The following is a 26,538-nucleotide window of genomic DNA, read 5'->3' on the forward strand; positions in this document are numbered from 1 at the left end:
AAGGAAAACGCGCGGTGGACATAGTTGTTGTCGCGATTGGAATCGCGTTCTTTGCTCTATGCTTCGGCTACATCAAAGCTTGCGACAAGCTGTAAGTTTAGGGGATCGCAACATGCTTTTAGACTATATCCTCGGCGGCGCCGTGACCTTGTTTCTTCTCGCCTACCTGACATACGCCCTCGTTCGCCCGGAACGCTTCTGATCTCCGCTGGCAAGGAGCCAACCCCATGACAATCAACGGATGGCTGCAGATCCTCGTCTATTGCGGGATCGTCGTTCTGCTGGCCAAGCCGCTCGGCGGCTACATGCATCGCGTTTTCAGCGGCGAGCGCACATTCCTGTCGTCAATTCTGGCCCCGCTCGAGCGCGGGCTCTACCGCATATCAGGGACCAGCGAGCGCGAGGAGCAGCACTGGACCTCCTATGCGGCGGCCCTGCTGTTCTTTAACCTGGCCGGCTTCCTGGTGCTCTATTCGCTGCAACGGCTGCAAGGCGGCCTGCCCTACAATCCGGCCGGCATGACCGCCGTCGAACCTGGGCTGGCCTTCAACACCGCCGCCAGCTTCATGACCAACACCAACTGGCAGAACTACGGCGGCGAAAGCACGATGTCCTATCTCGTGCAGATGGCCGGCTTGACCGTGCAGAATTTTCTGTCGGCGGCGACCGGGATCGCCATTGCGGTCGCACTGATCCGCGGCTTTGCCAGGGCCTCAGGCAAATCGATCGGCAATTTCTGGGTCGATATGACCCGCGGCACGCTCTACCTGCTTTTGCCCTTTTGCATCGTGTTGACTCTGGTCTATGTCTATCTCGGCATGCCGCAGACGCTCGCTGCCTACGTCAACGCGACGACGCTCGAAGGCGCGCAACAGACTATCGCGGTCGGGCCGGTCGCTTCCCAGGTTGCCGTCAAGATGCTCGGCACCAATGGCGGCGGTTTCTTCAACGCCAATGCAGCGCATCCCTTCGAAAATCCCGATGCAATCTCCAACCTGATCCAGATGGTGACGATCTTCGCCCTCGGCGCGGCGTTGACCAATGTCTTCGGCCGCATGGTAGGCAACCAGCGCCAGGGCTGGGCAATTCTGTCGGCTATGGGCGTGCTGTTCATCGCCGGCGTTGCCGTCTGCTACTGGGCGGAAGCCGCCGGCAATCCGCTCGTCCATGCGCTGGGCGTCGACGGCGGCAACATGGAGGGCAAGGAGAGCCGCTTCGGCATCGCCCTGTCGGCACTGTTTGCCGTCATCACCACGGCCGCATCCTGCGGCGCGGTCAACGCCATGCATGACAGCTTCACCGCACTCGGCGGCATGATCCCCATCATCAACATGCAGCTCGGCGAGGTCATTGTCGGCGGCGTCGGCGCCGGCTTCTACGGTATCCTGATGTTCATCGTCATTGCCGTTTTCGTCGCCGGGCTGATGGTCGGACGCACGCCCGAATATCTCGGCAAGAAGATCGAGGCCAAGGAGGTCAAGATGGCTATGCTGGCCGTGCTCTGCCTGCCGCTTGCAATGCTGATCTTCACCGCTATCGCGGTGGTGCTGCCGACCGGCGTTGCTTCCATCGCCAATGCCGGCCCGCACGGCTTCTCCGAGGTTCTCTATGCCTACACCTCGGCCGCGGCGAACAATGGCTCCGCCTTTGGCGGCCTCAGCGGCAACACGCCCTGGTACAACGTAACGCTCGGCATCGGCATGCTGATGGGCCGGTTCCTGGTCATTATTCCGGCGTTGGCGATTGCTGGCTCGCTGGTTGCGAAGAAGACCGTCCCTGCCTCCGCCGGCACCTTCCCGACCGACGGTCCGCTGTTCGTCGGGCTGCTGGCCGGTGTCATCCTGATCGTCGGCGGCCTGACCTTCTTCCCGGCCCTGGCGGTCGGACCGATCGTCGAGCACCTGGCGATGATTCACGGTCAGACATTCTGAAACGACGATGCCCTGGTTCGAGATCATGCCTCGAAAGGTCCGGCATCGCCCCGAGCCGGAGGGGGAGAAAACGCCTCCTCCTTTCCCGACGCTGTCCACATTCCTCGCTATTGCGGCAGCCTTGATCATGATCTGGCTGCTGGCTTACGGGCCGCCGCACCTTCGTTCGGCACACGATCGACCGGTCAACAACATCGACACTGGAGCTACCAAATGAGCCCGTCGAAATCCGTGAGCATCATGGATACCCGCATTCTGTGGCCCGCTATCGGCGATTCCTTCAGAAAACTGAACCCGCGCACCTTGATGCGAAACCCGGTAATGTTTGTCGTCGCCGTCGTCTCGGCGCTCACCACCGTGCTGTTCGTCAAGGATCTCGTTACCAGCGGCGGCGATCTTGGCTTCACGCTGCAGATCATCATCTGGCTGTGGTTCACCGTGCTCTTCGCCAATTTCGCCGAAGCGGTGGCCGAAGGCCGCGGCAAGGCGCAAGCTGACTCGCTGCGTCGGGCGCGCACCGAGACGCAGGCCAAGCTGTTGAACGGCGGCGACCGCCGCAAGTTCAAACTGGTGCCCGGCACCAGCCTGAAGGTCGGCGACATCGTGCTTGTCGAAGCCGGCGACATCATCCCCTCGGACGGCGAGGTGGTCGAAGGCGTAGCATCGGTCAACGAGGCGGCCATCACCGGCGAATCCGCACCGGTCATCCGCGAATCCGGAGGCGATCGTTCGGCGGTGACTGGCGGCACGCAGGTCTTGTCCGACTGGATCCGCGTGCGCATCACTGCGGCTGCCGGTCATACGTTCCTCGACCGCATGATCTCGCTGGTCGAGGGCGCCGAGCGCCAGAAGACACCCAACGAGATCGCGCTCAACATCCTGCTCGTCGGCATGACGCTGATCTTCGTGCTGGCGACGGCGACGATCCCGAGCTTCGCCTCGTATTCGGGCGGCTATATCTCGGTGACCGTGCTGGTCGCCCTGTTCGTTACCCTGATTCCGACCACAATTGGCGCCCTGCTGTCGGCTATCGGCATTGCCGGCATGGACCGCCTGGTGCGCTTCAACGTGCTCGCCATGTCGGGCCGCGCCGTCGAGGCGGCCGGCGATGTCGACACGCTGCTGCTCGACAAGACCGGAACCATCACGCTGGGCAACCGTCAGGCGACGGCATTTCGTCCGGTCAAGGGCGTCACCGAACAGGAACTGGCCGACGCGGCTCAGCTTGCCTCGCTTGCCGACGAAACGCCGGAAGGCCGCTCGATCGTCGTCCTGGCGAAGGAAAAATACGCCATCCGCGCCCGCGACATGGCAAGTCTGCATGCGACTTTCGTGCCCTTCACCGCGCAAACCCGCATGAGCGGTGTCGATCTGGAAGGCTCCTCGGTCCGCAAGGGCGCAGTCGATGCGGTACTTGCCCACGTCAACCTCTCGACCGTTGCCACAGGCAGTACGCGCCCCGGCAGCGACACCGTCCGCGACCTTCAGGCGATCGCCGACGAGATCGCCAAATCGGGTGGCACTCCACTCGCGGTAGAGCGCGACGGGCGCCTGCTCGGCGTCGTCCATCTGAAGGACATCGTCAAGGGCGGCATCGCAGAACGCTTTGCCGAATTGCGCCGCATAGGCATCCGCACGGTGATGATCACCGGCGATAATCCGATGACCGCGGCGGCGATCGCGGCGGAAGCCGGCGTCGACGACTTCCTTGCCCAGGCGACGCCCGAGGACAAGTTGAAGCTGATCCGCGACGAGCAGGCCAAAGGCAAACTGGTCGCGATGTGCGGCGATGGCACCAACGATGCGCCGGCCCTTGCGCAGGCCGATGTCGGCGTTGCCATGAACACCGGCACGGTCGCGGCGCGCGAGGCCGGCAACATGGTCGATCTCGACAGCGATCCGACCAAGCTGATCGAGATCGTCGAAATCGGCAAGGCGCTCCTGATGACGCGTGGCTCGCTGACCACCTTCTCCATCGCCAACGACGTGGCCAAGTATTTTGCCATCATCCCGGCAATATTCGCCGTCTTCTACATCGCCCCGGGCCAGACCGCCGGGCCGCTGCAAGCGCTCAATGTCATGCATCTGGCGACGCCGCAGAGCGCTATCCTCTCGGCCATCATCTTCAACGCGCTGATCATCATTGCGCTGATCCCGCTGTCGCTGAGGGGCGTCAAATACCGCGCGGTCGGCGCCGGTGCGCTGCTCAGCCGCAATCTCATTGTCTATGGCCTTGGCGGCGTCGTAGTGCCCTTCGTCGGCATCAAGATGATCGACATGGCCATCACCGCTCTCGGTCTCGCCTAAGGAACCACGTCGATGCTCAATCAAATCAGGCCCGCGATCGTCATGATCGTCTTCTTCACCATTCTGACGGGTTTGGTCTATCCGATCGGCATGACCGGCATTGCCCAGGCGCTGTTTTCGCGCCAGGCCAATGGCAGCCTGATCGAGAAGGACGGCAAGCTCGTCGGTTCCGAGCTGATCGGCCAGGCTTTCGAAAGCGACCGCTACTTCCATGGCCGCCCGTCGGCTGCCGGCGACGGCTACAATGCCGCCGCCTCGGGCGGCTCGAATCTCGGCCCGACCAACCCGAAGCTCATCGACAGGATCAAGAGCGACGCCGAAAAGCTGAGAGCCGAAAACCCGAGCCAGCCGGTACCGATGAATCTGGTCACCACGTCCGGCAGCGGCCTCGATCCGCATATCAGCCCCGATGCGGCCTATTTTCAGGTTGCCAGGGTGGCCAAGGCCAGGGGCGTCGATGAATCCAGGATCAAATCGCTTGTCGACAGCCATGTCGAAGATCGCGAATTGGGATTCATCGGCGAGGCGGTGGTCAATGTGCTGGCCCTCAACCTTGCGCTGGACGATGCGATGAAACAGTGAAGGACCGGCGCCGGGATCGACACCGAAGCCGGCGCCGTTCATGATTGACCCTTATGCCAGACGACAGCCGCACCGCCGAAACCAGGCCCTCTCCCGACGCGCTGCTCGAGCATGCCGAGCGGGAGGAGCGCGGTCGCCTGAGGATATTTCTCGGCGCCGCCCCCGGTGTCGGCAAGACCTACGAGATGCTGATGTCGGGCCGCGCCAGGCTGGCCGACGGGGTCGACGTGGTGATCGGCATCGTCGAGACGCACGGCCGCAAGGAAACCCAGACGCTGGTCGAAGGCTACGAGGTCATTCCTCGCCTTGAGATCGATTACAAGGGGCGGATCCTTGAGGAGATGAATCTCGACGCCATCCTCGCCCGGCACCCGGCCCTAGTTCTGGTCGACGAACTCGCCCACACCAACGTCGCCGGCAGCCGTCACCCCAAGCGCTATCTCGACGTCCAGGAAATCCTGACGCACGGCATCGATGTCTACACGACGCTGAATATCCAGCACGTCGAGAGCCTGAACGATGTCGTGGCGCAGATCACCCGCGTCAGGGTGCGGGAAACTGTCCCCGACTCCATAATCGACCAGGCCGACGACATCGAGATCATCGACCTCACCCCCGACGATCTGATCAAGCGGCTTGAGGAAGGCAAGGTCTACATCCCCAGCACCGCCCAGCGCGCCATCGAGAACTATTTCTCGCCGGGCAATCTGACGGCGCTCCGGGAATTGGCGCTCCGCCGCACTGCCCAGCGGGTCGACGAGCAGTTGCTGACCCACATGCAGGCCCACGCGATACCCGGGCCTTGGGCGGCGGGGGAAAGGGTTCTCGTCTGCGTCGATGCGCGTCCGGGCGGGGCGGCCCGTGTACGCTATGCGCGGAGGTTGGCCGACCGGCTCCGCGCCCCTTGGACGGCGCTTCATGTCGATACCCCTCATTCAGCGGCCATGCCCGAGGAGGACAAGGATCGGCTGGCGACGCAGCTGCGCCTTGCCGAGCAGCTCGGTGCCGAGGTGACGACCATTCCGGGTCAGAACGTCGCGCAAGACATCGTTCGGCATGCGACGGCGAACAACTTCACCCATATCGTGATCGGCAGGCCGACCCGATCGCGCTGGCGGGAATTGATCGAAGGCTCGCTCACTTACGATCTCATCCGCAATGCCGGCGACATCAGCGTCCATGTCATTTCGGGAAACGAACGCAACGCCGAGGCGACGTCGAGGACCGTCAAGGCGGCGGACGAGCAGTGGCAGTTCGAGATCTGGCCCTATCTCAGGGCCACGGCCTATGTTGTTGGCTCGCTCGCCTTCGCCGTTCTTCTCGACCAGTTTCTCGACGTCCGCAATCTGGCGATCATCTTTCTCATTGGGGTCCTGACGTCGGCGGTGACCGGCGGTCTCTGGCCGGCTTTGTATGCCTGCCTCATCAGCGCCATTGCCTTCAACTATTTCTTCCTGGAACCACGCTACACGCTGACGATCGAGGATCCGGAGAGCATCGTTGCGCTGGCTGTCTTCCTGGTTGTTGCGGTCATTGCCAGCAATCTAACAGCGCGCGTGCAGCGTCAGGCGGTCGCTGCGCGCTCGCGGGCACGCGCCACAGAAGATATTTATCTCTTCTCAAAGAAGCTCGCCGGCGCTGGGACGCTTGATGACGTTCTCTGGGCGACTGCCTTCCAGATCGCCTCGATGCTGAAGCTGCGCGTGGTGCTGCTTCTGCCGGAGAACGGCACAATTGCGGTCAAAGCCGGCTACCCACCCGACGACACGCTGGCCGAGGCCGACATCGCAGCAGCCCGCTGGGCCTGGGAGCATAACCGCGCCGCCGGGCGCGGCGCCGACACGCTGCCCGGAGCAAAGCGCCTCTATCTGCCCTTGCGGACCGGACGCACGGCGGTGGGCGTTGTCGGCCTCGACAACGACAAGCAAGGTCCGCTGCTGACACCCGAGCAGCAGCGTCTGCTCGATGCGCTCGCCGACCAGGCGGCGGTCGCCATCGAGCGCATCCAGCTCGTCGCCGATGTTGACCGGGCCAAGCTCGCGGCCGAGGCAGACCGTCTGCGCTCGGCCTTGCTCACCTCCATTTCCCACGATTTGAAGACGCCACTTGCCGCCATCATGGGCGCGGCCGGAACACTCAGGGACTTCGAGGCCGCACTTCCCGAGCAGGACCGGACGGAACTGCTGTCGACCGTGCTCGATGAAGCGGAGAGGCTTAACCGCTTCATTGCCAATCTGCTCGATATGACCAAGATCGAATCCGGCACGATGGAGCCGAACTATGCGTTTCACTATCTCGGCGACATTGTCGGTTCAGCTCTGTATCGGGCCCGCAAAATCGTCGGCGAGCATAAGACCGAGATCGACATTCCATCGGATCTGCCGATGTTGCGGGTCGACCCCGTTCTGTTCGAACAGGTGCTGTTCAACCTCCTCGACAATGCTGCAAAATACGCGCCGCCAGGTTCGACGATCCGCCTGCAAGCCTGGGCCGACAACGGCTTCGTCATCCTGCAGATCATGGATGAGGGACCAGGCATTCCGCCAGCGGATCTAGAGCGCGTTTTCGACACTTTCTACCGTGTGCGCAAGGGTGACCAGGTGCGTGCCGGCACGGGGCTCGGCCTGTCGATTTGCCGCGGCTTCATCGAAGCGATGGGCGGGACGCTCTCGGCGGCAAACAGGTCCGACCGCTCGGGGGCGGTTTTCACCATCAGGATGCAACTGGTGCCGGCGGAACTGCCCAACCTCGGCGAACCCGATGCGGGCCATCAAAATATGGACGATCTGGCATGACGAGCCTGGACGTCAGGATATTGGTGGTCGACGATGAACCGCCGATCCGGAAACTGCTTCGCGTCGGGCTTGGCAGCCAAGGCTACGCGATCAGCGAGGCGCCGAACGCCAGGGCGGCGATTGAACTCATCGAGACGGAAAAGCCGGACCTTGTCCTGCTCGATCTCGGCCTCCCCGGCATGAGCGGCCATGATTTGCTGCGCAAATGGCGGGATGATGGCCTGGACATTCCCGTGGTTATTCTTTCCAGCCGCACTGATGAGGCCGGCATCGTGTCCGCCCTCGAACTCGGCGCCGACGACTATGTCACCAAGCCGTTCGGTATGAACGAGCTTGTCGCACGCATCCGCGTAGCGCTTCGCCACAAGTTTCAGCAGCAGGGTGAGAGACCGGTGTTCCAAACCGGCGACCTCTCCGTCGATCTGGTGAAGCGCGTCGTCAAGGTCGAGGACAAGGAGATAAAGCTCTCGCCGAAGGAATACGACATTCTTCGCACCTTGGTGCAGCACGCCGGCAAGGTTCTCACCCACCAGTTCCTGCTGAAGCAGGTCTGGGGCGATTCCACCGACGTTCAATATCTCAGAGTCTATGTCCGGCAACTCAGGCTAAAGATTGAGAAGACGCCCGACCAGCCCCGCTATATCACGACCGAGACCGGCGTCGGATACCGGCTGCGCGAAGTCGATTGACGCGAGGAGCATCCGAAGCCGAAATGCCTCTTCCAATCCGCTTCAAATCAGCGGCGGCCATGGTGTCGTCGGACAAAAGCCCTATATTAAGGAAAGATCGGTTTTGTGCGGGAATGAATGGATGTCACGGCTTCGTCTATTGACGTTTTTAGGGTCGGCAATGCTGACCGCGGCGATGCTGTCGGGCGTAAATCCTGCTGCATCGGCACAGGTCGTCAGTCCCGCCGACCGCAACGTGTTGATCCAGCAAGACCAGTTGCAGATGTTGGAGAACAGGCTGCGGCGGCAGCAATACCAGCAGCAGCAACAGCAGTACCGTGCCCAGGATCGCCAAATCCCAACACCGCAACGGCAGGAGGTGCCGCAGATGAGGCCAACTTGCCAGTTGCTGCCGTCGGGGAGCGGCTTTGTCAGCACCTGCCGCTGACGACCGGCCCTTTCCATTTATTTAGCCGACTTATATATTGTGGAAACCGCTCCGCTTGCGCCCCATTGAAAGCGGCCGACTTTGCAACGCTGCCCTTGCCGTTTGGGCACCGCCTCGACTGGATTATCGAATGGCAGCCAGCAAGAAGAAGGTCGTACGCAAGGCAAGGGAGGGCGACCGGATTCGCCAGGTCGCGGCGATTCCGTTTCGGCTGAACGAGCATGGCGAAGTCGAGGTGATGCTGGTCACATCGCGAACGACAAGGCGCTTTATTGTGCCGAAGGGCTGGCCGATGAAGGGCAAGAGCGGCCGCAAGGCGGCCACCATCGAAGCACAGGAAGAAGCCGGCGTTCTCGGCAAGACACTGAAACAGCCGGCCGGCACCTATTGCTACTGGAAGCGGCTGGCGAACCGCTTCGTCCGTGTCGACGTCGTCGTCTATTTGCTGGAGGTAACCGAGGAACTTGCCGACTGGCAGGAATCCAAGAGGCGTCAGCGTGCGTGGCTGGCACCAGCCGACGCGGCGTTGCTCATCGACGAGCCGGATCTTTCGACGCTGGTGAGGAACATCAGGATTGCCGAGCTGGAGCATAATCCCAAAAAGCAGGGTCCGGCGTTCGGAAAAGATCCCGCTCAATAGAAGATGGAGGCCTGCCCCGACTGTGTCGGGATGGAATTGGTTCCAGCGCCCGCCGCCGCCGTCTCTTGAACCGATGCCTCACTGACTGCCATCGTCTTCCTCGGGCAGAGGCCGCGCCGGCGTGCCGGTATAGGCCCACAGCCATTCGCGCGGCAGCGGCCCCTTGTTGCGGTCGCTTTCCTGCGACTGTTCCCACGCATGTGCGAGGATGCCGACCGAGCGCGACAGCACGAAAAGGCCGCGCGTCAGCGGCGGCGGAAAGCCGAGCTCGCCGTAGATGACGGCCGTGGCGCCGTCGATATTGAGCGGGATTTTTTTGCCCTTGCGCCGCGCCACCTCGGCCTCGATCGCCTCGGCGATATCGGCGAAGCGCCCGCTGACGATGCCGCGCGCGGCAAAGTCGCGGGTTAGCTCGATGAGGCGGGGCGCCCGCGGGTCGACCGGATGGAAACGATGGCCGAGCCCGGGCACATAACCGTTTTCCCCGGCAAGGAAACGATCGAGCCGCGCCGACACGGCGTCCGCAAGCGGCATGCCGGCGTCCAGTTCGGCAGCGATGTCTCCGTAGAAGGAAAGCGCCTGTTCGCCGGCGCCGCCATGCACATCGCCAAGCACGTTGACGGCTGATGCCATGGCGCTGTTGATGCCGACGCCGCAGGTGATCGCCATACGGGCGATGGCGATCGACGGCGCCTGCGGCCCATGGTCGACGGCAGCACCCAGCGCGATGCCAAGCAGCGCCGCCTGCTCCTCGCTTGGCGTTTCGCCGCGCAGCATGAGCCAGATCATTGCCGGAAAGCTGACGCGACCGATCAGATCCTGGATTTCATAGCCGCGCAGCCGGATGACGCCGGGGCGCATCTCGATGATGCCGGTCTGCCACCATTCCTCGCCGCGCGCGCGACCAGTCTTGTTTTGCGTTCCGCTCATGCCTTCGCTCTTTTCCTGGCGCGTGGCGGCAGGTCGGCAAAAACCTCGTCCATATGCTCGCCCAGCCCCGGCGGCGGCCTGCTCGGCAAAGGTGCCTTGCCATCGACCATGAAGCCGCCGCGCACCACGGTCAGCGGCTTGTCCATTCCGGACACAGCCTGGAAGCGCGCCGTCATGCCGCGCTCGATCACCTGTTGCTCCTGCAGTATCTGCGGGATTGTCAGCACCCGGCCTGCCGGCACGCCGGCGCGATTGAACGTCTCCTCCCAGGCGGCGGCCGAGCCGCTCGCCAAGGCATCCTCGATCAGCGCTTTCAATGCAATGCGGTTCTGCTTGCGCGTTTCTCGCTCGGCAAAGCGGACATCCGAGGCCAGCTCCGGCCGGCCGATCAATCGGCACAGCGCGATGAACTGCTCCTGCTTGTTGGCTGCGATGTTGAGCAAGCCGTCGCCGGTGCGAAACGCGCCAGACGGTGCGGCCGTCATGTTTTCATTGCCCATCGGCTGCGGCTCGACGTCCGCCGTCAGATAGTTCGACACCGGCCAGCCGAGCGCAGAAAGCGTGCATTCGAGCATCGACACGTCCAGGAACGCGCCCTCGCCTGTCGTCTTCTGCTTGACCAATGCGGCGGTAATGGCGAACGCCCCGACCAGCCCGCCAAGCGTATCGGCAACCGGATAGCCGACACGCAGCGGCGCCGTTTCCGGTGTACCGGTGATGCTCATAATCCCGGAAAGACCCTGGATGATCTGGTCGTAGGCTGGATTGTCGCGCATCGGCCCGGTCTGGCCGAAGCCCGATATCGCACAATAGACAAGGCTTGGCCGGACCTCCTTCAGCCTGGCATGGCCAAGCCCCAGCCGGTCCATTACGCCGGGGCGGAAATTCTCGACCAGCGCGTCGGCCGAAGCGACCAGATCGAGGAAGCGTTCGCGGCCGGCCTCCTGCTTGAGATCGAGCGCCACCGAGCGTTTGCCGGCATTCTGCGCCAGGAACGAAGCGCCCATGCCCGCCCGGTTGAGCTCCGGCGAGGCGCCGAGCTGGCGCGCCAGATCACCGCCTTGCGGCGTCTCGACCTTGATGACGTCGGCCCCGAGCAACGCCAGCTGGTAGGCGCAATAGGGGCCGGCCAGCACATTGGTCAGGTCAAGGATGCGGATGCCGGAAAGCAGGTCTGTCATGACGTCACGAACAGCTCAGGCATCGCCCGGCACGTGCTCCGGTCCACGCATGCGTCTGTGCTCGATGTAGGCCCAGATATGCGGTCCAACCAGCCCGATGAAGGCCAGCGTCAGCAGCGTCAGCGACAGCGGATGCTTGTAGAACACCGTCCAATCGCCGTTGGAGATGGTCATCGCGCGGCGGAACTGCGTTTCGGCAAGCGGCCCGAGAATCATGCCGATGATGACGGGCGCGGTCGGGAAATCGAAACGCCGCATCAGAAAGCCGGCGGCACCGAGCAGATAGAGGATGACGAGGTCGATCGGCGATTGCGAGATGCCGTAAGTGCCAACCGTGGCGAACACCAGGATGCCGGCATAGAGTTGCGGGGCCGGGATCTTCAGCAATCGCACCCAGAGCCCGATCAGCGGCAGGTTGAGGACGACGAGGATGAAATTGGCGATGAACAGGCTGGCGATCAGCCCCCACACCAGGTCGGCCTGTGTCGTCAGCAGCAGCGGCCCCGGATTGATACCGTAGCTCTGGAACGCCGACAGCATGATCGCGGCCGTCGCCGAGGTCGGCAGGCCGAGCGTCAGCATCGGCACCAGCACGCCGGCCGCGGATGCATTGTTGGCGGCCTCCGGCCCGGCAACGCCCTCGATGGCGCCGACGGTGCCGAACTCCTCCTTGTGTCTGGAGAGTTTCTTCTCGATCGCATAGGACAGGAAGGTCGGGATTTCGGCGCCGCCGGCCGGCATGGCGCCTATCGGGAAGCCGATCAGGGCGCCGCGCAGCCATGGCCTCCACGAGCGCGACCATTCGGCCGCGGTCATATAGAGCGACCCTTTCAACGGCACGATATCGTCCTTACCGGCATAACGGCGCGAGGCCATGTAAAGCGTCTCGCCAACGGCGAACAGGCCAACGGCGACGACGATGACGTCGACGCCGTCGAGCAATTCGCTCGTGCCGAAGGTGAAGCGCGGCTGCCCCGTCTGCAGGTCGACGCCTATCATGCCGACGACGAAGCCGACGAACAGGCTGGTCAGGCCGCGCACCGACGACGAGCCGAGCACTGCCGAAACCGTGATGAAGGCCAGCACCATCAGCGAGAAATATTCGGCCGGGCCGAAGGCCAGCGCGAATTTGACGACGATCGGCGCCAGGAAGGCAACGCCGATCGTGCCCAGCGTGCCGGCGACGAAGGAGCCGATCGCCGAGGTCGCCAGGGCCGCACCGCCACGGCCGGAGCGGGCCATCCGGTTGCCTTCCAGCGCGGTGACGATGGTGGCGCTTTCGCCAGGCGTGTTGAGCAGGATCGATGTCGTCGAGCCGCCATACATGGCGCCGTAGTAGATGCCGGCAAACAGGATGAAGGATGCCTCCGGCGCCACCTGATAGGTGATCGGCAACAGCAGCGCGATGGTCAGTGCCGGCCCGAGGCCGGGCAGCACGCCGATGGCAGTCCCCAGCGTGGTGCCGACCAGGCACCATATGAGATTGATCGGCGAGAAGGCGACCGAAAATCCGTGCGCGAGATGGCCAAGCGTTTCCATGGCGTCAGCCCCTCAGCATGGCAACGATCGAATCGACGGTCGCGTTCAGCTGGTTTTCGATGAAGCCGGCACCGATATTGACGCCAAGCGCCCTGGCAAAGCCGAAATAGGCGGCCAGCGCCAGGATCAGCCCGAGCAGCACGTCACGCAGCGGACGCCGGCTGCCGAAACCGTGGCAGATGAGAACGAACATGATGACAGATGCCGCGGTAAAGCCGAGCGGCTGGATCAGCACCAGGTTGGCGATCAGTCCGAGGGCGGCGATGCCCATCGCCTTCCAGTCGGTCGGCGTCTCCTTTTCGTCCTCCGGCTGCCAGCCGCCCCGCAAGGCGGCAATGATGAGCAGCAGCGACAGGATCACCATCCCGGTCATGGTGATGTAGGGAAAGACGGTCGGACCGACCTTGGAATAGAGCGGCGACACCGGGATTGCCAGCGTCTGCCAGGCAACCGCACCGGCACAGGCGAGGAGCCCGACGCCGATCAGCAGTTCGGGTACTGCAAGGCGCGGCGGCGCCGGCTGGTCGCTGGTGCTCATCATCGTCCTCCCAATGTCGGTCCCTTGGGGCCGGTTCTCCTTGGACCGGTCTCACTCGGCCGATCTCGGCGTAGTTTCACCTCCGGCGCCGCGTATGTCCATGCGGCTGGCGAAAGTCGGCAAGGGTTGGCGCAGGCTGCCACCCCTTGCCGAGAGCATCACGCTAGACCGAGGTCCTTGAGGATCGTCCCGATGCGGGCCGTGTCTTCGGCGACGAATTTCGCATAATCGTCACCGGTGAGCAGGATCTGCGTCCAGTTGCGGTTCTTGCATTCGGTGGCCCAGGCGTCGCTCTTGGCCATGGTCTCGATCAGCTTGATCATTGCTGCCTTGTCGGCGTCCGAGACGCCGGGCGGTGCGAAGACGCCGCGCCAGTTGAACAGCTCGACATCGATGCCGGCTTCCTTCATCGTCGGCGCATCGATTCCCTCCTGGCGTTTGTCCGCGGAGATGGCCAGCAGCCGCAGCGCACCCGCCTTGACCTGTTCGGCGAACTCGCCATAGCCGGAGATGCCGGCCGCGACCTGGTTGCCGAGCAGCGCCGAGAGCGCCTCGCCGCCGCCGGCAAACGGCACATAGGAGAGATTGGTGGCCGGAACACCGACGGTCTTGGCGATGAGGCCGAACAAGATGTGGTCCGAGCCGCCAGCCGAACCGCCGGCGACCGGAACCTGCGTCGGGTCGGCTTTGAGGGCGGCAACAAAGTCGGCCGCAGTCTTGAATGGCGAGGCGGCCGGCACCACAAGCGCCTCGAACTCGCCAGTAAGGCGGGCGATTGGCGTGACCTCGGTAAGGTTGTTAGCCGCCTTGTTGGCGATGATCGCGCCGACCATGACCATGCCAGCCACCATCAGCGCATTGCCCTTGCCCTTCCACTGGTTGACGAATTGCGGCAGGCCGACAGTACCGCCGGCGCCGCCGACATTGGTGATCTGCGAGCCGGAAATCAGTTTTTCGCTGCGCAGCACCTGGTCCATGGCGCGCGCCGTCTGGTCCCAGCCGCCGCCTGGCGCCGCTGGCACGAAAATCTGCAGCTGCGGCGCGTCCTGCGCGAAGGCGGGGATAAAATGCGATGCCGCGAGTCCGGCAGCACCTGCTGCCGCGGTGCTCATCAAGAATCGGCGTCTGTTCAGCATGGGATTCCTCCAAATCGCGACACCTCCTCCGGTGCCTGCCAGAAACGTGGCCTGACTTCAGACCCGCTCGATAAAATTCATGCAGAGTTTGCGTCTTCCTGTCAAAGACAGAACACGCCGCATGCGGCACAATCGGCCTGTGCGATCTTCAGGCAGGCGAACTCGACGCCGGACGACGCGGCAGGCAGAGGCCAGACAGCGTCCGTCAGGGCTGCCGCTCCAGCAGGATGGTCGGTTTGCCTTGGTAGACGGTTCGCAGCACTTCGCCATAACCACATTTTGCCGCGACGTTCAGCGATCCGGTGTTTTCCGGATCGATGATGCAGACGGTCTTCGCGGCGCCGAACGTCTCGTCGCCCCAGGCAAGCACCCGTGCGACGACTTCGCTGGCCAACCCGTGGCCATGCGCGCCCGAAACCAGAGCCCAGCCGGTCTCCGGAATGCCCTCAATCGACGGCGTCATGTCGCGTTTCAGATCGTGAAAGCCCGCCTCGCCGATGAAGCGGCCGGTGGCCTTTTCCTCGATCGCCCAGAAGCCGTAGCCCAGAAGCGACCACAGGCCGGCATGCCGCAGGAAGCGCATCCAGCTTTCCTCCCGCGTGCGCGGCTTGCCGCCGATAAAGCGGGTGACGACGGGATCGGCCCACATCGCGACATAGGCGTCGAAATCGTCAAGCCGGTGCGGCCGCAGGACCGTGCGAGAGGTCTCAATCACTGGGGCGACAATTGTATGCGGACTGGCCATGGTCATGTCTCGGTTGTGTTGCCGGTGCCTAATGCAGGTCTTCCAAAAGTGGGGACAGCGACACGCCCGAGACGGGAAATCCAAATCCGTTGCGAAAAACAAGAGCCAAGGCTGTGTAGATCATCTTCCAGGCTGATGTGAATCCTGCCAGGCGGTGTTAGTTTTTCTCCAGTACTGGTTCAGGCGCGTTGGGTTCGGCGCTGCCGTCCGACAGAGGGAAAACAGCATGGACACGACCGACCTTGTGCTTGCCATCTTCCATCATCTGCTGGTGTTTTCGCTGGCAGGCATCATCGGCGCCGAATTCGTCCTGATCCGCAGCGACTTGTCCGCCGCGACGCTGAAGCGGCTCGTCGGCATCGACCGCCACTACGGCATCATCGCCATGCTGATCATCGTCGTCGGCATCGGCCGCGTCGTCTATGGTCTGAAAGGCTGGGAATTCTACGTCCACAACTGGGTGTTCTGGGCAAAGATGGCCGCTTTCGCAATTGTCGGTCTGCTGTCGATCATCCCGACCGTCCGATTCCTGTCCTGGAACAGGCAGGCGAGCGCCAGTCCCGGCTTCCAGGTGCCTGCGGCGGAGCTAGCGTCCGTTCGCACCTATGTCCGCACCGCGGCCTTCATCTTCCTCTTGATCCCGGTGTTCGCGGCGGCGATGGGGCGCGGCTACGGTTATTAAGATAGGTCGGAGGAAGGGCATCGCGCGGCCCAACCTTTCCACTCATTTGTGCGGACAAACGTGCAGTTTGCCATTCGAGGCCGATTGTCATTTGTCGGGTTGCGCTAGTTATTGCTCCATCTACATTCGGTTTTGAGAGGAACTCCGCGCAGCGGTTGGTAATTCGTATCCTGGGAGGAATCACGATGAGAAAATTCGTCGCCGCGCTGGCTGTCGCTGCGGCCGCCATGCTTTACCCACCGGCCGCTGGCGCGCAGACCTACCCCGAACGCACCATCACCATTGTCGTGCCGTTTTCGGCCGGCGGCCCTACTGACACCGTCACGCGTCTTGTCGCGGAAGCCATGTCGAAGGACCTCGGCCAGCAGGTCATCGTCGAGAATGTCGGCGGCGCCGGCGGCACACTGGGCGCGGGCCGCGTCGCAAATGCCGAGCCTGACGGCTACACGCTGCTCCTCCATCACATCGGCATGGCGACAAGTGCTACGCTCTACAGAAAGCTCGCCTACGACACGCTGAACGCATTCGAATATGTCGGCCTCGTCACCGAGGTGCCGATGACCATCGTCGGCCGCAAGGACCTCAAGCCGACCGATCTGAAGGGGCTGGTCGACTACGCCAAGGCCAACAAGGACAGCATCACCGTTGCCAATGCCGGGATCGGTGCCGCCTCGCATCTGTGCGGCATGCTGTTTATGAGCGCCATCGGCACGCCGCTGGTCACCGTACCCTATAAGGGCACCGGCCCGGCCATGACCGATCTTCTCGGCGGCCAGGTCGACATCATGTGCGACCAGACGACCAATACCACCAAGCAGATCCAGGGCGGCACGATCAAGGCTTATGCCGTAACCTCGCCGCAACGGCTAGACGTGCTGCCGGACGTGCCGACGACGATAGAGGCCGGTCTTCCCCAGGTGCAGGTCGGCATCTGGCACGGCATCTATGCACCCAAGGGCACGCCGGCCGAGATCACCGAACGCCTGTCGAAATCTCTGCAGGTGGCGCTGAAGGACCAGAACGTCGTCGCCCGATTTGCCGAACTCGGCACCAAGCCGTCGCCCGAGGCCGATGCCACGCCGGCCGCGCTCAAGGCCAAGCTGGAAAGTGAGATTGCGCGCTGGAAGCCGATCATCGAAGCGGCCGGCCAGTACGCCGACTAAAGGTTTTTAACGGGGCGCCGCCAGCGCCCCGTTTTTACACCGGCATCGGCACGCCCGTGAGGCGGGCCGGGAGGACGCCATGAAACCTTTCGCAATCGACAGAACCAACGGCATATGCGCCGCGCTGTTGATCTTTATTGGCGCCTTTTTCGCGCTGCAGTCGCTGGGCCTCGAAATCGGCACCGCCTTTCGCATGGGGCCGGGCTATTTCCCGCTGGTGCTGGCAATTGTGCTGATCTTGCTTGGCGCCGCCATCCTCGTCCAAGCGGTGCGTTTCGAGAGCGAGCCGATCGGTTACATTGCGTGGCGCGGCATGCTGTTCATCCTGCCTGCTCCGATCTTCTTCGGCCTGACGGTGCGCGGCCTCGGCTTCATCCCGTCGATCTTCCTGACTGCGCTGATCGCATCTTTCGGTAGCGGCCGTATGAAGCCGCTGACTGCACTCGTGCTGTCAGCCGGCCTGACGCTGTTCGCATTCGTCGTCTTCAGCTACGCACTCGGCCTGCCGTTTCGGCGTTTCGGCCCGTGGTTGCCACTGTCGTTGTGAGGAAATGAAATGGAACTCCTCAACAACCTCGCACTCGGCTTTTCGACAGCCACATCTTTGGCAAACCTCGGTTTCTGCCTGATCGGCGTCCTTCTCGGCACGCTGATTGGCGTCCTGCCCGGCATCGGTGCCACCGCAACCATCGCCATGCTGTTGCCGATCACCTTCCAGATCGGCGACCCGGTTTCCTCTCTCATCATGCTCGCCGGTATCTATTACGGCGCGCAGTATGGCGGCTCGACCACCGCCATTCTCATCAACATGCCCGGCGAATCCTCGTCGGCCGTCACCGCAATCGATGGCTATCAGATGGCCAGGAACGGCCGCGCCGGAGCAGCCCTGGCGACCGCGGCGATAGGCTCGTTCTTTGCCGGCACGGTGTCGACCTTCCTCGTCGCCATCTTCGCCCCACCGCTGACTGCGATAGCGCTGAGATTCGGCGCGCCCGAGTATTTTTCGCTGATGATCGTCGGCCTGGTCTCGTCCGTCGCGCTCGCCCACGGCTCGATCGTCAAGGCACTGGCCATGGTCGTGCTCGGCCTGCTGCTGGGACTTGTCGGCACCGATATTTACACTGGTACGCCCCGCTTCACGCTCGGCATCCGCGAATATGCCGACGGGCTGAATTTCGTCGCAGTGGCGGTCGGTGTCTTCGGCGTCGCCGAGATACTGCGCAACCTCGAAAACGAGCATGAGCGTTCCGTGCTGATCCGAAAGATCTCCGGCCTTATGCCGACCCGCGAAGATTTTCGGCGCATGGCGGCTCCCATCGTGCGCGGAACGATCATCGGTTCGGCGCTCGGCATCCTGCCGGGAGGCGGCGCGATCCTTGCCGCCTTTGCCTCCTACACCGTCGAAAAACGTGTCTCGAAAAATCCCGGGGAATTCGGCAAGGGCGCCATCGAAGGCGTCGCCGGACCGGAATCGGCCAACAATGCCGGCGCCCAAACCTCCTTCATCCCGATGCTGACGCTCGGCATTCCGGCCAACCCGGTAATGGCGCTGATGATCGGCGCGATGATCATCCAGGGCATCGTGCCCGGCCCCAATGTCGCCATCGAACAGCCTGCACTGTTTTGGGGTATCATCACCTCGATGTGGATCGGCAATCTGATGCTGATCATCTTGAACCTGCCGCTGATCGGGCTTTGGGTGAAACTTCTTACCATCCCCTACTATGTGCTCTTCCCGATCATCATGGCGTTCTGCTCGATCGGCGTTTACAGCGTCAACACCAACGTCTACGACCTCTATGCCGTCGCCTTCTTCGGCTTGCTTGGCTACCTCCTGACCAAGCTGCGCTGCGAACCTGCGCCGCTGCTGCTCGGCTTCGTGCTCGGCCCGCTGCTCGAGGAAAACCTACGCCGCGCCATGATCCTCTCGCGCGGCGATCCGAGCACCTTCGTGACGCGGCCGATCAGCGCCAGCCTGCTCCTCATCGCGCTTGCCGTGCTCGTCATTGTGTTTCTCCCCGCGGTCAGGAAGAAGCGCGAGGAGGTGTTCGTCGAGGAGAGTTCCTGAATGTGGACGGCGCCACATACGAGGAACTTCAGAGTCACTTGCCGGGCACTGACTCAGTAGCCGCTTCTACTGGCCCGAGCGGCGCGATCTCGACCAGCGGTGCAGGCACGCTGGTCGTCTTTTCCTTGGCCTTGCAGATATCGGCGATGACGCAGGCCGGGCAATCCGGCTTGCGCGCCTTGCAGACATAGCGGCCGTGCAGGATCAGCCAATGATGCGCGTGCCGCATATATTCATCCGGAATGATCTTCAGGAAACCTTGCTCGACCTGTTCCGGCGTCTTGCCCGGCGCCAGGCCGAGCCTGTTACCGATGCGGAAGATGTGCGTGTCGACCGCCATCGTATGCTGGCCGAATGCCACGTTGAGCACGACGTTGGCGGTCTTGCGGCCGACACCCGGCAGCTCGACCAGTTGATCGCGATCCTCAGGCACCTCGCCGCCATGGTCGCGGATCAGCGCCTCCGACAGCGCGATGACGTTCTTGGCCTTGTTGCGCCATAGCCCGATGGTGCGGATATGGTCGCCGAGCTTGGCCTCGCCTAGCGCCAGCATCTTTTGCGGCGTGTCGGCGATTTTGAACAGCGCCCGCGTCGCCTTGTTGACGCCGGCGTCCGTCGCCTGAGCCGAAAGCACCACCGCCACCAACAGCGTGAAGGCGTTGATATGTTCGAGCTCGCCCCTCGGTTCCGGCCGCTGAACGGAAAAGCGCCGGAAAATCTCATGCACCTCGGCCGCGCTGTAAAGCGCCCGCGATCTCGCCGGCCGCGGACGCGGCTTGACGTTCGAGCCGTCGCGGCGGCCGGGCAACAGGTCTTTTTTTAGCGCAGAAGAGTTTTTGGGCTTGGGGCTTGTCATTGCCTTCCTATAATATTCCCCAATGAGCGACACAAACGCCTCATTTCAGGCCGACGAGCCATTTTTCCAGGCGCTGCTGACACCGCACCGGTCGCTGGGCAAGACCGGCTTTGCCATCCTGATGGGCGCCCTGCTGTTCGGCTGGCTGGTGACCGGAGCTTTTTTTCTGTCGCGCGGCGCCTGGCCGGTGTTCGGCTTCTTCGGCCTCGACGTGATCGCCGTCTACATCGCCTTCCGCGCCAATTATCGTGCCGCCCGGGCTCGCGAGGAGGTATCGGTGTCGCGCACCAGCCTCGACATCCGCAAGACTGCCCCGTCAGGCAAATCGGAAGCACACCGCTTCAATCCGTTCTGGGCGCGCTTTTCGATCGCCCGCCACGCCGAGATCGGCATCACCAGAATGGCGGTCGAGGCGCAAGGAAAAACCGTCTCGATCGGCGGCTTCCTCAACCCTGCCGACCGCGAAAGTTTTGCCACCGCATTTTCGCGCGCTCTGGCAGCCGCCAAGGCGCGCTGAGCCAGCGTTTCAGAACCGATAGCGCAACAGCCTGCCGATCTTGCGCAATGCTGGAATGTATTTCCAAAGGCGAACGAACAGTTTCGCGAACCAGCGCATGCGAGCGGCATGTTCCGGCTTATAGGCAGGGATGTCCTCGACGAACCGCAGCTTCGGAACGGCTCGCTCCAATTCATGCGGGTTCTCGATGCTCCAGTGGACCTCGGCGCCGGTGGCGCGGAAGGAGGAATTGAGGCGAATGATCTTCAGTCCCAGGCGACTATAGGCATCGAAAACCAGTTCGCCGCTCGAAAGATGTCCCACCAAACGAGAAAACAGTTGCTGCCCCTCCTCGGCACCCAGGTAGGGAGTCAGGCCTTCCGCCACGACTATGGCCGGGCGATCCCGAGGTACTTTGTTCAGCCATCCAGGTTCGGTGACCGACGAAGCGATCAGATGGTAGTGATCCCGCACTGGATAGAGCTTGCGCCTGAGATCGATGACTTCGGGATAGTCGACGTCGAACCAGTCCACGCCGGCTGGCGGGTCGATACGGAATATGCGCGTATCGAGCCCACACCCGAGATGCAGTACGATGGCGTCAGGATTTCGGGCGAGAAAGTCCTGAACGCAGACGTCCAGCGTCTTTGCCCTGATTGCTAGACCGATGCCGAGATTGTTGTCGACCTTGAGCCGTGAGAAATCATAATCGATGTTGCGCACCGCCTCGTCGGCAAAGTAGTCCCTGAGCAGCGAATTGGGCAGCCGGCTCTCCAGCGCCTTGCCGTAAAGTGTCAAAAGCAAAGTCTCCTTTGCCCCGGTCAAGTTTACTTTTTCACCAGCCACGACCGTCCTTCCCATTCAAAGCCGACTCTATCTGGGTACATGCTGCGGGAAAGCAAGTTTCGGGTGGTGATCGGCGCCGCGAAGGACGATATTCGCACTCAAGGAGATACTGCCATGAACGCCCAAATGCCTCTCAAAACGACAGCAATCCTTCAGAAAGACATCACGCCTGAAGGTGGAGACTACGAAATCGTCCGTCGTGCCATCGAAAAGATCAGCCTCGACTATCGCGACCAGCCTTCGTTGGAAGTGCTGGCCGAGGAGGTCGGCGAGACGCCGACCGGGCTGCAGAAGCTGTTCACCCGCTGGGCCGGCCTGTCGCCCAAGGCTTTTCTGCAGGCCGTCACCCTCGATCATGCGCGCAAGCTGCTCGATGCCGGCATGCCGCTGCTTGAAACCTCGTTCGAACTCGGCATGTCCGGCCCAGGCCGGCTGCACGATCTGTTCGTCACCCACGAAGCGATGTCGCCGGGCGATTACAAGACCCGCGGCGCAGGGCTCACCATCCGCTACGGCTATCATATCTCACCTTTCGGCATCGCGCTGATCATGGTGACGGACCGCGGCCTTGCCGGCCTCGCCTTCAACGATCCCGGCGGCGAGCGTGCGGCCTTTGCCGACATGTCCAGCCGCTGGCCGAATGCGACCTATGTCGAGGACATGGCGGCGACGGCGCCCTATGCCGCGCGCATCTTCGATCCGTCGCTGTGGCGCGCCGACCAGCCGCTGCGCGTCGTCATGATCGGCACAGACTTCCAGGTCCGTGTCTGGGAGGCCTTGCTGCGTATTCCGATGGGCCAGGCCTGCACCTATTCCTCGATCGCCGCGCGCATCGGCGCACCGAGCGCCAGCCGGGCTGTCGGTGCCGCGGTCGGTGCCAATCCGATGTCCTTCGTCGTGCCGTGCCACCGGGCTCTCGGCAAGTCCGGCGCACTCACCGGCTACCATTGGGGCCTGACCCGAAAACGCGCCATCCTCGGCTGGGAGGCGGGACAGGTCTCTTGAATAGCCAACGAATGGAAACGACACGAGCGATGCAAGGACCGCTAGGGTGACAAGCAGCGATCTTACGGAGTAGCTTCCCGCGCAATTAGAGTGGTATGCGCTAGCGGGAGGCATTTCTTGATCGTCGTCATCGGCTCCATCAATCTCGATCTCATCGCAAGTGTCGACCGCTTGCCCGGTCCCGGCGAGACCGTGCGCGGCTCCGGTTTCGCTACTGCCCCCGGCGGCAAGGGCGCCAACCAGGCGCTGGCCGCCGCCCGCGCCGGCGCCAAGGTGCGCATGGTCGGCGCGGTCGGCAAGGACAGCTTCGCCAGCGACGCTCTGGCGCTGCTGCGCGACGGCAAGATCGACCTGTCCGGCGTCGGCGAGACCTTTGCCTCGACCGGTACCGCGTTGATCATGGTCGGCGCCGACGGCGAGAACGTGATCGCCGTTGTGCCGGGCGCCAATGATTCGGTCGTGCCGGGTGACCTTTCCAAGGCCTTCCTGAAAAACGGCGACGTCGTGCTGCTGCAACTGGAGATCCCGCTGCAGACCGTCGAGGCAGCACTCGACGCGGCAAGGACAGCCGGCGCGATCACAGTGCTCAACACCGCACCTTTCCATGGCGACGCGGCCGGCTTCCTCGGCAAGGCCGACTATCTCGTCGCCAACGAAACCGAGTTCGACCTCTATGGCGAGGCGCTGTCGTTGAATGGCCGCGACCGCCCGGCACGGATGCGCGACTATGCCGCGAGAACCGGCCGCACCATCGTCGTCACGCTTGGCTCGGACGGCGTTCTGGCGGCAACGCCGGACGATCTCCTGATGGTTCCGGCGCTGAAGATCACCCCGCTCGACACGGTCGGTGCCGGCGACACGTTCTGCGGCTATTTTGCAGCCGGGCTGGCAGCCGGCCTGCCGCTCGACCAGGCGCTTGCCCGCGCTGCCGCAGCCGGTTCGCTGGCCTGCCTGAAAGCCGGTGCACAGCCGGCCATCCCGCTGGCCAGGGACGTCGATGCCGCCCTGCAGAAATCTACAGGCTGAAGCCGGATGACAGCCATGCGCCCGACGACCAAGCATGCGGTGCCGCCCGCCGGCGACATCTGCCGCCTGTCTGCCGTGGCGCTTGCCGGGAAGATCAGGCGCCGGCAGCTTTCGGTGCGCGAAGTGGTCGCGGCATTCCTCGACAGGATCGAGGCGGTGAACCCGCTGGTCAACGCTATCGTTTCATTGCGTGAGCGTGCCGACATCCTGCGCGAGGCCGACAGCGCTGACGCCCATCTGGCGCGAGGAGGAGATACCGGATCGCTGTTCGGCCTGCCGATCGCGATTAAGGATCTTGCGCTGACAAACGGCCTGAGAACCACCTTCGGCTCGCCGATCTTCGCCGATTTTGTGCCTGAGGAAGACGACTTCTTCGTCGAGCGCGTCCGCAAGGCCGGCGCGATCATCATCGGCAAGACCAACGTTCCCGAATTCGGGCTCGGCTCCAACACCTACAACACCGTGTTCGGACAGACGCTCAACGCATTTGACCCGGCGCTGACCGCCGGCGGCTCGAGCGGCGGTGCGGCGGTCGCGCTGGCGCTCGACATGGTTCCCGTTGCCGATGGCAGCGATTTTGGCGGTTCCCTGCGCAATCCCGCTGCCTACAACAATGTCTATGGCTTCCGTCCATCGCAGGGATTGGTGCCGGCCGGCCCTGACCTTGATGTGTTTCTTGCGCAAATGGGCGTCGAAGGGCCGATGGGGCGTAACGTGCGTGACATGGCGTTGCTGCTCGACGTTCAGGCCGGCTATCATCCTCGCGCGCCGCTGTCGCATGATAAACCAGGCTCGTTCCTCGAAGGGCTGGAAGCACCGGCGGCCGGCGGGCGCATCGCCTGGCTCGGCGATCTTAACGGCCATCTGCCGGTTGAAGCAGGCATTCTACAGCTTTGCGAGGCAGCACTCGGCCGGTTCGCGGATGTATCCTTCGAGGCCGAGCCGCTGATGCCGGAATTCGACTTCGAAGCGCTGTGGCAAGCCTTTGTAACGCTTCGCCAGGCGAGCAGCGGTTGTGCACTCAAGGCGCATTACGACGATCTCCTGAAACGAAGTCTGCTGAAGCCGGAGGCCGTTTGGGAGGTGGAACATGCACTGCGCCTCACCGCGCCGCAGATCCACGCCGCCACGGTGAGGCGCTCGTCCTGGCATCGAATGCTGCTGTCGCTCTTCGAGCGTTTCGACCTGATTGCGCTGCCAGCCGCACAGGTCTTTCCCTTCGATGTCGTCACCCACTGGCCAAGGGAAGTGGCCGGGCGTGCCATGGACAGCTATCACCGCTGGATGCAGGTCTCAGCGCTCGCCACGCTGGGCGGCTGCCCGGCGGTCAACGTACCGGCGGGCTTCGACGCCAGGGGCCGGCCAATGGGCATGCAATTGATCGGGCGGCCGCGCGGTGACCTCTCCGTGCTGAGGGCGGCTGCCGCCTATGAGGCCACGCTGCCATGGCAGGCCGGCGCCTGCTGAAATCAGCTCCGTATTGTCGGCGCCTCGCCGACTTGCACGCAACTCATCGCCATGCATTGATCGCGACAGCGCGCCGCACGAGCGGCATCTGTGGAGGGAAAAAATGTCGCTGGAACTCTACGCCACCTATGTCGTCGCCTGCATCGTCATCATCCTGGTGCCGGGGCCGACGGTGACGCTGATCATTGCCAACAGCATCCGCCACGGCTCGCGCGCCGGGCTCGCCAATGTCGCCGGCACCCAGGCCGGGCTGGCCATCATGATCGCCATCGTCGGCATCGGGCTGACCTCGCTGATCGCAGGCATGGGCCACTGGTTCGAGTGGGTCCGGCTGATCGGCGCCGCCTACCTGATCTGGATGGGCGTGCAGATGTTCCGCTCGAAAGGCAAGCTTAACGCCGACGGAACGGCAAAAAGGCCGCGTGGCGGCTTCTTCCTGCAGGGCCTGCTGGTGGCGATCAGCAATCCAAAGACGCTGGTGTTCTTCGGCGCCTTCTTTCCGCAGTTCATCGCTCCCGAAGGCAATTACGCACTACAGATCGGCGTCATGGGTCTCACCGCGATGATCTTCGCCGCAGTCTCGGATTCGACCTACGCGCTGGCCGCCAGCCGCGCCGGACGCCTGCTGTCGGCCGGCCGCGTCAAGCTCTTGTCGAGGATCAGCGGCAGCTTCCTGGTCGGCGGCGGCCTGTGGCTGGCCTTTTCCAAGGCGAAGTAACGGCCGCGAGCCCGGCGACGCCAACAGCACATCCTGGAATAGGAAGGCCGATTGAAAGTCGGCCTTCAGGCCACCACATGGATCAACAGTTGGGGATTCATGTCTATGCCGTGGACTTACGCGGATTTGAAAAGGAACGCGTTTGGCGTCATCCTGCTCATTGGTTTGTTCGCGGCGATGGTTCCGTCGGCTCTGAACAAATGGGCGAATGACGCAAGTCCGATCCGGTCGCTCGACCCGGTCGATGCAACGATCAAAAGTGGACAGGGTAAAGGGCGCAATATCCAATATCTGCTGGTCCTTGAGAACGGTTCGACGGTCCTCGTTTACGACGACCTCCCGCATCTGATCGGCTCGCGCGTCGGCATCGAGCGCGTCACGCGCGACAATGGCTTCGTCTTTTACCGGTTTGCAAATTGAACGACGATCGATCGATAAGCTGTTTTCAAAGGTGAAGCGAGTGACATGGCTTTTTCGGGGAATCGCTCTTGAACAAAGCCCCTATGCTACTCAACTCTAAGGTATGGGGCCGACAAATATTTCTCTTAGAACCCGCATTCTTTTGCTTCGGGAAGAGTTTCGCGACAGAGTTGTTGGCATCACAATCTTGTGCGCGCTCGCTCTCGCGATCGCTGTGCCGATTGTAACTAGGCAGAACAGTCCGATCACTGGCACACAACTCGTAGGAGGCACCGTCGAAGATGTTGCGACGATGCCTCTAAATCCGAAAGGTTCCGTCGGACATGGACTTTATTATAGATATGAAGTCCG

General features: G+C 62.9%; 27 protein-coding genes. 19 read left to right on the forward strand and 8 right to left on the reverse strand.

Annotated features, from left to right (window positions below):
- Positions 1-112: 112 nt before the first annotated feature.
- The 9 genes from NKJ28_RS01720 (at position 113) to NKJ28_RS01760 (ending at position 9,371) form a co-directional block, all read left to right on the forward strand.
- Positions 113-202: a K(+)-transporting ATPase subunit F gene (locus tag NKJ28_RS01720; RefSeq protein WP_352588296.1), complete on the forward strand. Its 90-nt coding sequence runs from the start codon at positions 113-115 to the stop codon at positions 200-202.
- Between the two features lie 25 nt (positions 203-227).
- Positions 228-1,931, forward strand: a complete 1,704-nt coding sequence (kdpA, locus tag NKJ28_RS01725; protein WP_352588299.1) for a potassium-transporting ATPase subunit KdpA — start codon at positions 228-230, stop codon at positions 1,929-1,931.
- A 7-nt stretch (positions 1,932-1,938) separates the two neighbouring features.
- Positions 1,939-2,148, forward strand: coding sequence for a hypothetical protein (locus tag NKJ28_RS01730; RefSeq protein WP_352588302.1), 210 nt, complete (start codon positions 1,939-1,941; stop codon positions 2,146-2,148).
- Positions 2,145-4,238: a potassium-transporting ATPase subunit KdpB gene (gene kdpB / locus NKJ28_RS01735; RefSeq protein ID WP_352633731.1), complete on the forward strand. Its 2,094-nt coding sequence runs from the start codon at positions 2,145-2,147 to the stop codon at positions 4,236-4,238. Before NKJ28_RS01730 ends, kdpB begins: the two co-directional genes overlap by 4 nt.
- Positions 4,239-4,250: 12 nt before the next feature.
- Entirely contained in the window at positions 4,251-4,820 is a 570-nt protein-coding gene (kdpC, locus tag NKJ28_RS01740; RefSeq protein ID WP_023675296.1) for a potassium-transporting ATPase subunit KdpC, read from the forward strand.
- A gap of 53 nt (positions 4,821-4,873) precedes the next feature.
- Positions 4,874-7,615: a DUF4118 domain-containing protein gene (locus tag NKJ28_RS01745; protein WP_352588308.1), complete on the forward strand. Its 2,742-nt coding sequence runs from the start codon at positions 4,874-4,876 to the stop codon at positions 7,613-7,615.
- A complete protein-coding gene (locus NKJ28_RS01750; protein ID WP_023675295.1) occupies positions 7,612-8,304 on the forward strand; it encodes a response regulator transcription factor in 693 nt (230 codons plus the stop codon). Before NKJ28_RS01745 ends, NKJ28_RS01750 begins: the two co-directional genes overlap by 4 nt.
- Before the next feature lie 121 nt (positions 8,305-8,425).
- A complete protein-coding gene (locus tag NKJ28_RS01755) occupies positions 8,426-8,731 on the forward strand; it encodes a hypothetical protein (RefSeq protein WP_023675294.1) in 306 nt (101 codons plus the stop codon).
- Positions 8,732-8,861: 130 nt separating this feature from the next.
- Positions 8,862-9,371 carry an NUDIX hydrolase gene (locus tag NKJ28_RS01760; protein WP_352465927.1) on the forward strand — a complete coding sequence of 170 codons (510 nt, stop codon included), beginning with the start codon at positions 8,862-8,864 and terminating at the stop codon, positions 9,369-9,371.
- 78 nt (positions 9,372-9,449) lie between these two features.
- Here NKJ28_RS01760 and NKJ28_RS01765 read toward each other — a convergent pair whose 3' ends face one another.
- The 6 genes from NKJ28_RS01765 to NKJ28_RS01790 form a co-directional block, all read right to left on the reverse strand.
- Positions 9,450-10,301 carry a citryl-CoA lyase gene (locus tag NKJ28_RS01765; RefSeq protein WP_352465928.1) on the reverse strand — a complete coding sequence of 284 codons (852 nt, stop codon included), beginning with the start codon at positions 10,299-10,301 and terminating at the stop codon, positions 9,450-9,452.
- On the reverse strand, positions 10,298-11,482 hold the full coding sequence (locus tag NKJ28_RS01770; RefSeq protein ID WP_352633734.1) for a CaiB/BaiF CoA transferase family protein: 1,185 nt from the start codon (positions 11,480-11,482) through the stop codon (positions 10,298-10,300). Before NKJ28_RS01770 ends, NKJ28_RS01765 begins: the two co-directional genes overlap by 4 nt.
- Before the next feature lie 15 nt (positions 11,483-11,497).
- Positions 11,498-13,021, reverse strand: coding sequence for a tripartite tricarboxylate transporter permease (locus NKJ28_RS01775; RefSeq protein WP_352568211.1), 1,524 nt, complete (start codon positions 13,019-13,021; stop codon positions 11,498-11,500).
- Positions 13,022-13,025: 4 nt separating this feature from the next.
- A complete protein-coding gene (locus tag NKJ28_RS01780; RefSeq protein WP_352576249.1) occupies positions 13,026-13,559 on the reverse strand; it encodes a tripartite tricarboxylate transporter TctB family protein in 534 nt (177 codons plus the stop codon).
- Positions 13,560-13,717: 158 nt separating this feature from the next.
- A complete protein-coding gene (locus NKJ28_RS01785; protein ID WP_352453995.1) occupies positions 13,718-14,695 on the reverse strand; it encodes a Bug family tripartite tricarboxylate transporter substrate binding protein in 978 nt (325 codons plus the stop codon).
- Positions 14,696-14,900: 205 nt separating this feature from the next.
- Positions 14,901-15,440, reverse strand: coding sequence for a GNAT family N-acetyltransferase (locus NKJ28_RS01790; RefSeq protein WP_352616458.1), 540 nt, complete (start codon positions 15,438-15,440; stop codon positions 14,901-14,903).
- A 226-nt stretch (positions 15,441-15,666) separates the two neighbouring features.
- On the opposite strand from NKJ28_RS01790, the gene NKJ28_RS01795 reads away from it, so the two are divergent.
- The 4 genes from NKJ28_RS01795 to NKJ28_RS01810 all read left to right on the forward strand — a co-directional run bounded on the left by NKJ28_RS01795 (position 15,667) and on the right by NKJ28_RS01810 (position 19,353).
- Positions 15,667-16,122, forward strand: a complete 456-nt coding sequence (locus NKJ28_RS01795) for a DUF2214 family protein (RefSeq protein WP_352633736.1) — start codon at positions 15,667-15,669, stop codon at positions 16,120-16,122.
- Between the two features lie 185 nt (positions 16,123-16,307).
- On the forward strand, positions 16,308-17,285 hold the full coding sequence (locus tag NKJ28_RS01800; protein WP_352633738.1) for a tripartite tricarboxylate transporter substrate-binding protein: 978 nt from the start codon (positions 16,308-16,310) through the stop codon (positions 17,283-17,285).
- 79 nt (positions 17,286-17,364) lie between these two features.
- Positions 17,365-17,832 carry a tripartite tricarboxylate transporter TctB family protein gene (locus tag NKJ28_RS01805; RefSeq protein WP_292663247.1) on the forward strand — a complete coding sequence of 156 codons (468 nt, stop codon included), beginning with the start codon at positions 17,365-17,367 and terminating at the stop codon, positions 17,830-17,832.
- A gap of 9 nt (positions 17,833-17,841) precedes the next feature.
- Entirely contained in the window at positions 17,842-19,353 is a 1,512-nt protein-coding gene (locus tag NKJ28_RS01810; RefSeq protein WP_023675283.1) for a tripartite tricarboxylate transporter permease, read from the forward strand.
- Between the two features lie 34 nt (positions 19,354-19,387).
- On the opposite strand, the gene nth is transcribed toward NKJ28_RS01810, so the two are convergent.
- The gene (gene nth, locus NKJ28_RS01815; protein WP_023675282.1) at positions 19,388-20,209 is read right to left on the reverse strand and encodes an endonuclease III; all 822 of its coding nucleotides are present in this window, start codon (positions 20,207-20,209) and stop codon (positions 19,388-19,390) included.
- A 22-nt stretch (positions 20,210-20,231) separates the two neighbouring features.
- Between nth and NKJ28_RS01820 the strand changes: the two genes are divergently transcribed.
- Positions 20,232-20,726 (forward strand): DUF2244 domain-containing protein, encoded by a 495-nt coding sequence (locus NKJ28_RS01820; RefSeq protein WP_023675281.1) that lies wholly within the window; start codon positions 20,232-20,234, stop codon positions 20,724-20,726.
- 9 nt (positions 20,727-20,735) lie between these two features.
- Here the strand turns inward: NKJ28_RS01820 and NKJ28_RS01825 are convergent, their stop codons facing one another.
- Positions 20,736-21,503 carry a class I SAM-dependent methyltransferase gene (locus NKJ28_RS01825; RefSeq protein WP_352576236.1) on the reverse strand — a complete coding sequence of 256 codons (768 nt, stop codon included), beginning with the start codon at positions 21,501-21,503 and terminating at the stop codon, positions 20,736-20,738.
- 162 nt (positions 21,504-21,665) lie between these two features.
- On the opposite strand from NKJ28_RS01825, the gene NKJ28_RS01830 reads away from it, so the two are divergent.
- The 5 genes from NKJ28_RS01830 (at position 21,666) to NKJ28_RS01850 (ending at position 26,187) form a co-directional block, all read left to right on the forward strand.
- Entirely contained in the window at positions 21,666-22,556 is an 891-nt protein-coding gene (locus NKJ28_RS01830) for a methylated-DNA--[protein]-cysteine S-methyltransferase (protein ID WP_031211349.1), read from the forward strand.
- 117 nt (positions 22,557-22,673) lie between these two features.
- Positions 22,674-23,582, forward strand: a complete 909-nt coding sequence (locus tag NKJ28_RS01835) for a ribokinase (RefSeq protein WP_352633741.1) — start codon at positions 22,674-22,676, stop codon at positions 23,580-23,582.
- Positions 23,583-23,588: 6 nt separating this feature from the next.
- Positions 23,589-25,049, forward strand: a complete 1,461-nt coding sequence (locus tag NKJ28_RS01840) for an amidase (protein ID WP_352588334.1) — start codon at positions 23,589-23,591, stop codon at positions 25,047-25,049.
- Positions 25,050-25,152: 103 nt separating this feature from the next.
- Positions 25,153-25,767: a LysE family translocator gene (locus NKJ28_RS01845; RefSeq protein ID WP_352633743.1), complete on the forward strand. Its 615-nt coding sequence runs from the start codon at positions 25,153-25,155 to the stop codon at positions 25,765-25,767.
- A 51-nt stretch (positions 25,768-25,818) separates the two neighbouring features.
- A complete protein-coding gene (locus NKJ28_RS01850) occupies positions 25,819-26,187 on the forward strand; it encodes a hypothetical protein (RefSeq protein ID WP_352633745.1) in 369 nt (122 codons plus the stop codon).
- The last annotated feature ends 351 nt before the right edge of the window (positions 26,188-26,538 follow it).

Origin of the sequence: Mesorhizobium sp. M0145 (assembly GCF_040322355.1) — a bacterium.
Lineage (GTDB): Bacteria > Pseudomonadota > Alphaproteobacteria > Rhizobiales > Rhizobiaceae > Mesorhizobium.

Coding starts and splice junctions, on each gene's coding strand:
- NKJ28_RS01775 (WP_352568211.1), bottom strand. CDS start 13,021: ATGGAAACGCTTGGCCATCTCGCGCACGGATTTTCGGTCGCCTTCTCG.
- NKJ28_RS01765 (WP_352465928.1), bottom strand. CDS start 10,301: ATGAGCGGAACGCAAAACAAGACTGGTCGCGCGCGCGGCGAGGAATGG.
- kdpB (WP_352633731.1), top strand. CDS start 2,145: ATGAGCCCGTCGAAATCCGTGAGCATCATGGATACCCGCATTCTGTGG.
- kdpC (WP_023675296.1), top strand. CDS start 4,251: ATGCTCAATCAAATCAGGCCCGCGATCGTCATGATCGTCTTCTTCACC.
- NKJ28_RS01780 (WP_352576249.1), bottom strand. CDS start 13,559: ATGAGCACCAGCGACCAGCCGGCGCCGCCGCGCCTTGCAGTACCCGAA.
- NKJ28_RS01840 (WP_352588334.1), top strand. CDS start 23,589: ATGACAGCCATGCGCCCGACGACCAAGCATGCGGTGCCGCCCGCCGGC.
- NKJ28_RS01785 (WP_352453995.1), bottom strand. CDS start 14,695: ATGCTGAACAGACGCCGATTCTTGATGAGCACCGCGGCAGCAGGTGCT.
- kdpA (WP_352588299.1), top strand. CDS start 228: ATGACAATCAACGGATGGCTGCAGATCCTCGTCTATTGCGGGATCGTC.
- NKJ28_RS01720 (WP_352588296.1), top strand. CDS start 113: ATGCTTTTAGACTATATCCTCGGCGGCGCCGTGACCTTGTTTCTTCTC.
- NKJ28_RS01820 (WP_023675281.1), top strand. CDS start 20,232: ATGAGCGACACAAACGCCTCATTTCAGGCCGACGAGCCATTTTTCCAG.
- NKJ28_RS01760 (WP_352465927.1), top strand. CDS start 8,862: ATGGCAGCCAGCAAGAAGAAGGTCGTACGCAAGGCAAGGGAGGGCGAC.
- nth (WP_023675282.1), bottom strand. CDS start 20,209: ATGACAAGCCCCAAGCCCAAAAACTCTTCTGCGCTAAAAAAAGACCTG.
- NKJ28_RS01750 (WP_023675295.1), top strand. CDS start 7,612: ATGACGAGCCTGGACGTCAGGATATTGGTGGTCGACGATGAACCGCCG.
- NKJ28_RS01795 (WP_352633736.1), top strand. CDS start 15,667: ATGGACACGACCGACCTTGTGCTTGCCATCTTCCATCATCTGCTGGTG.
- NKJ28_RS01830 (WP_031211349.1), top strand. CDS start 21,666: ATGAACGCCCAAATGCCTCTCAAAACGACAGCAATCCTTCAGAAAGAC.
- NKJ28_RS01745 (WP_352588308.1), top strand. CDS start 4,874: ATGCCAGACGACAGCCGCACCGCCGAAACCAGGCCCTCTCCCGACGCG.
- NKJ28_RS01845 (WP_352633743.1), top strand. CDS start 25,153: ATGTCGCTGGAACTCTACGCCACCTATGTCGTCGCCTGCATCGTCATC.
- NKJ28_RS01755 (WP_023675294.1), top strand. CDS start 8,426: ATGTCACGGCTTCGTCTATTGACGTTTTTAGGGTCGGCAATGCTGACC.
- NKJ28_RS01790 (WP_352616458.1), bottom strand. CDS start 15,440: ATGGCCAGTCCGCATACAATTGTCGCCCCAGTGATTGAGACCTCTCGC.
- NKJ28_RS01800 (WP_352633738.1), top strand. CDS start 16,308: ATGAGAAAATTCGTCGCCGCGCTGGCTGTCGCTGCGGCCGCCATGCTT.
- NKJ28_RS01770 (WP_352633734.1), bottom strand. CDS start 11,482: ATGACAGACCTGCTTTCCGGCATCCGCATCCTTGACCTGACCAATGTG.
- NKJ28_RS01810 (WP_023675283.1), top strand. CDS start 17,842: ATGGAACTCCTCAACAACCTCGCACTCGGCTTTTCGACAGCCACATCT.
- NKJ28_RS01805 (WP_292663247.1), top strand. CDS start 17,365: ATGAAACCTTTCGCAATCGACAGAACCAACGGCATATGCGCCGCGCTG.
- NKJ28_RS01730 (WP_352588302.1), top strand. CDS start 1,939: ATGCCCTGGTTCGAGATCATGCCTCGAAAGGTCCGGCATCGCCCCGAG.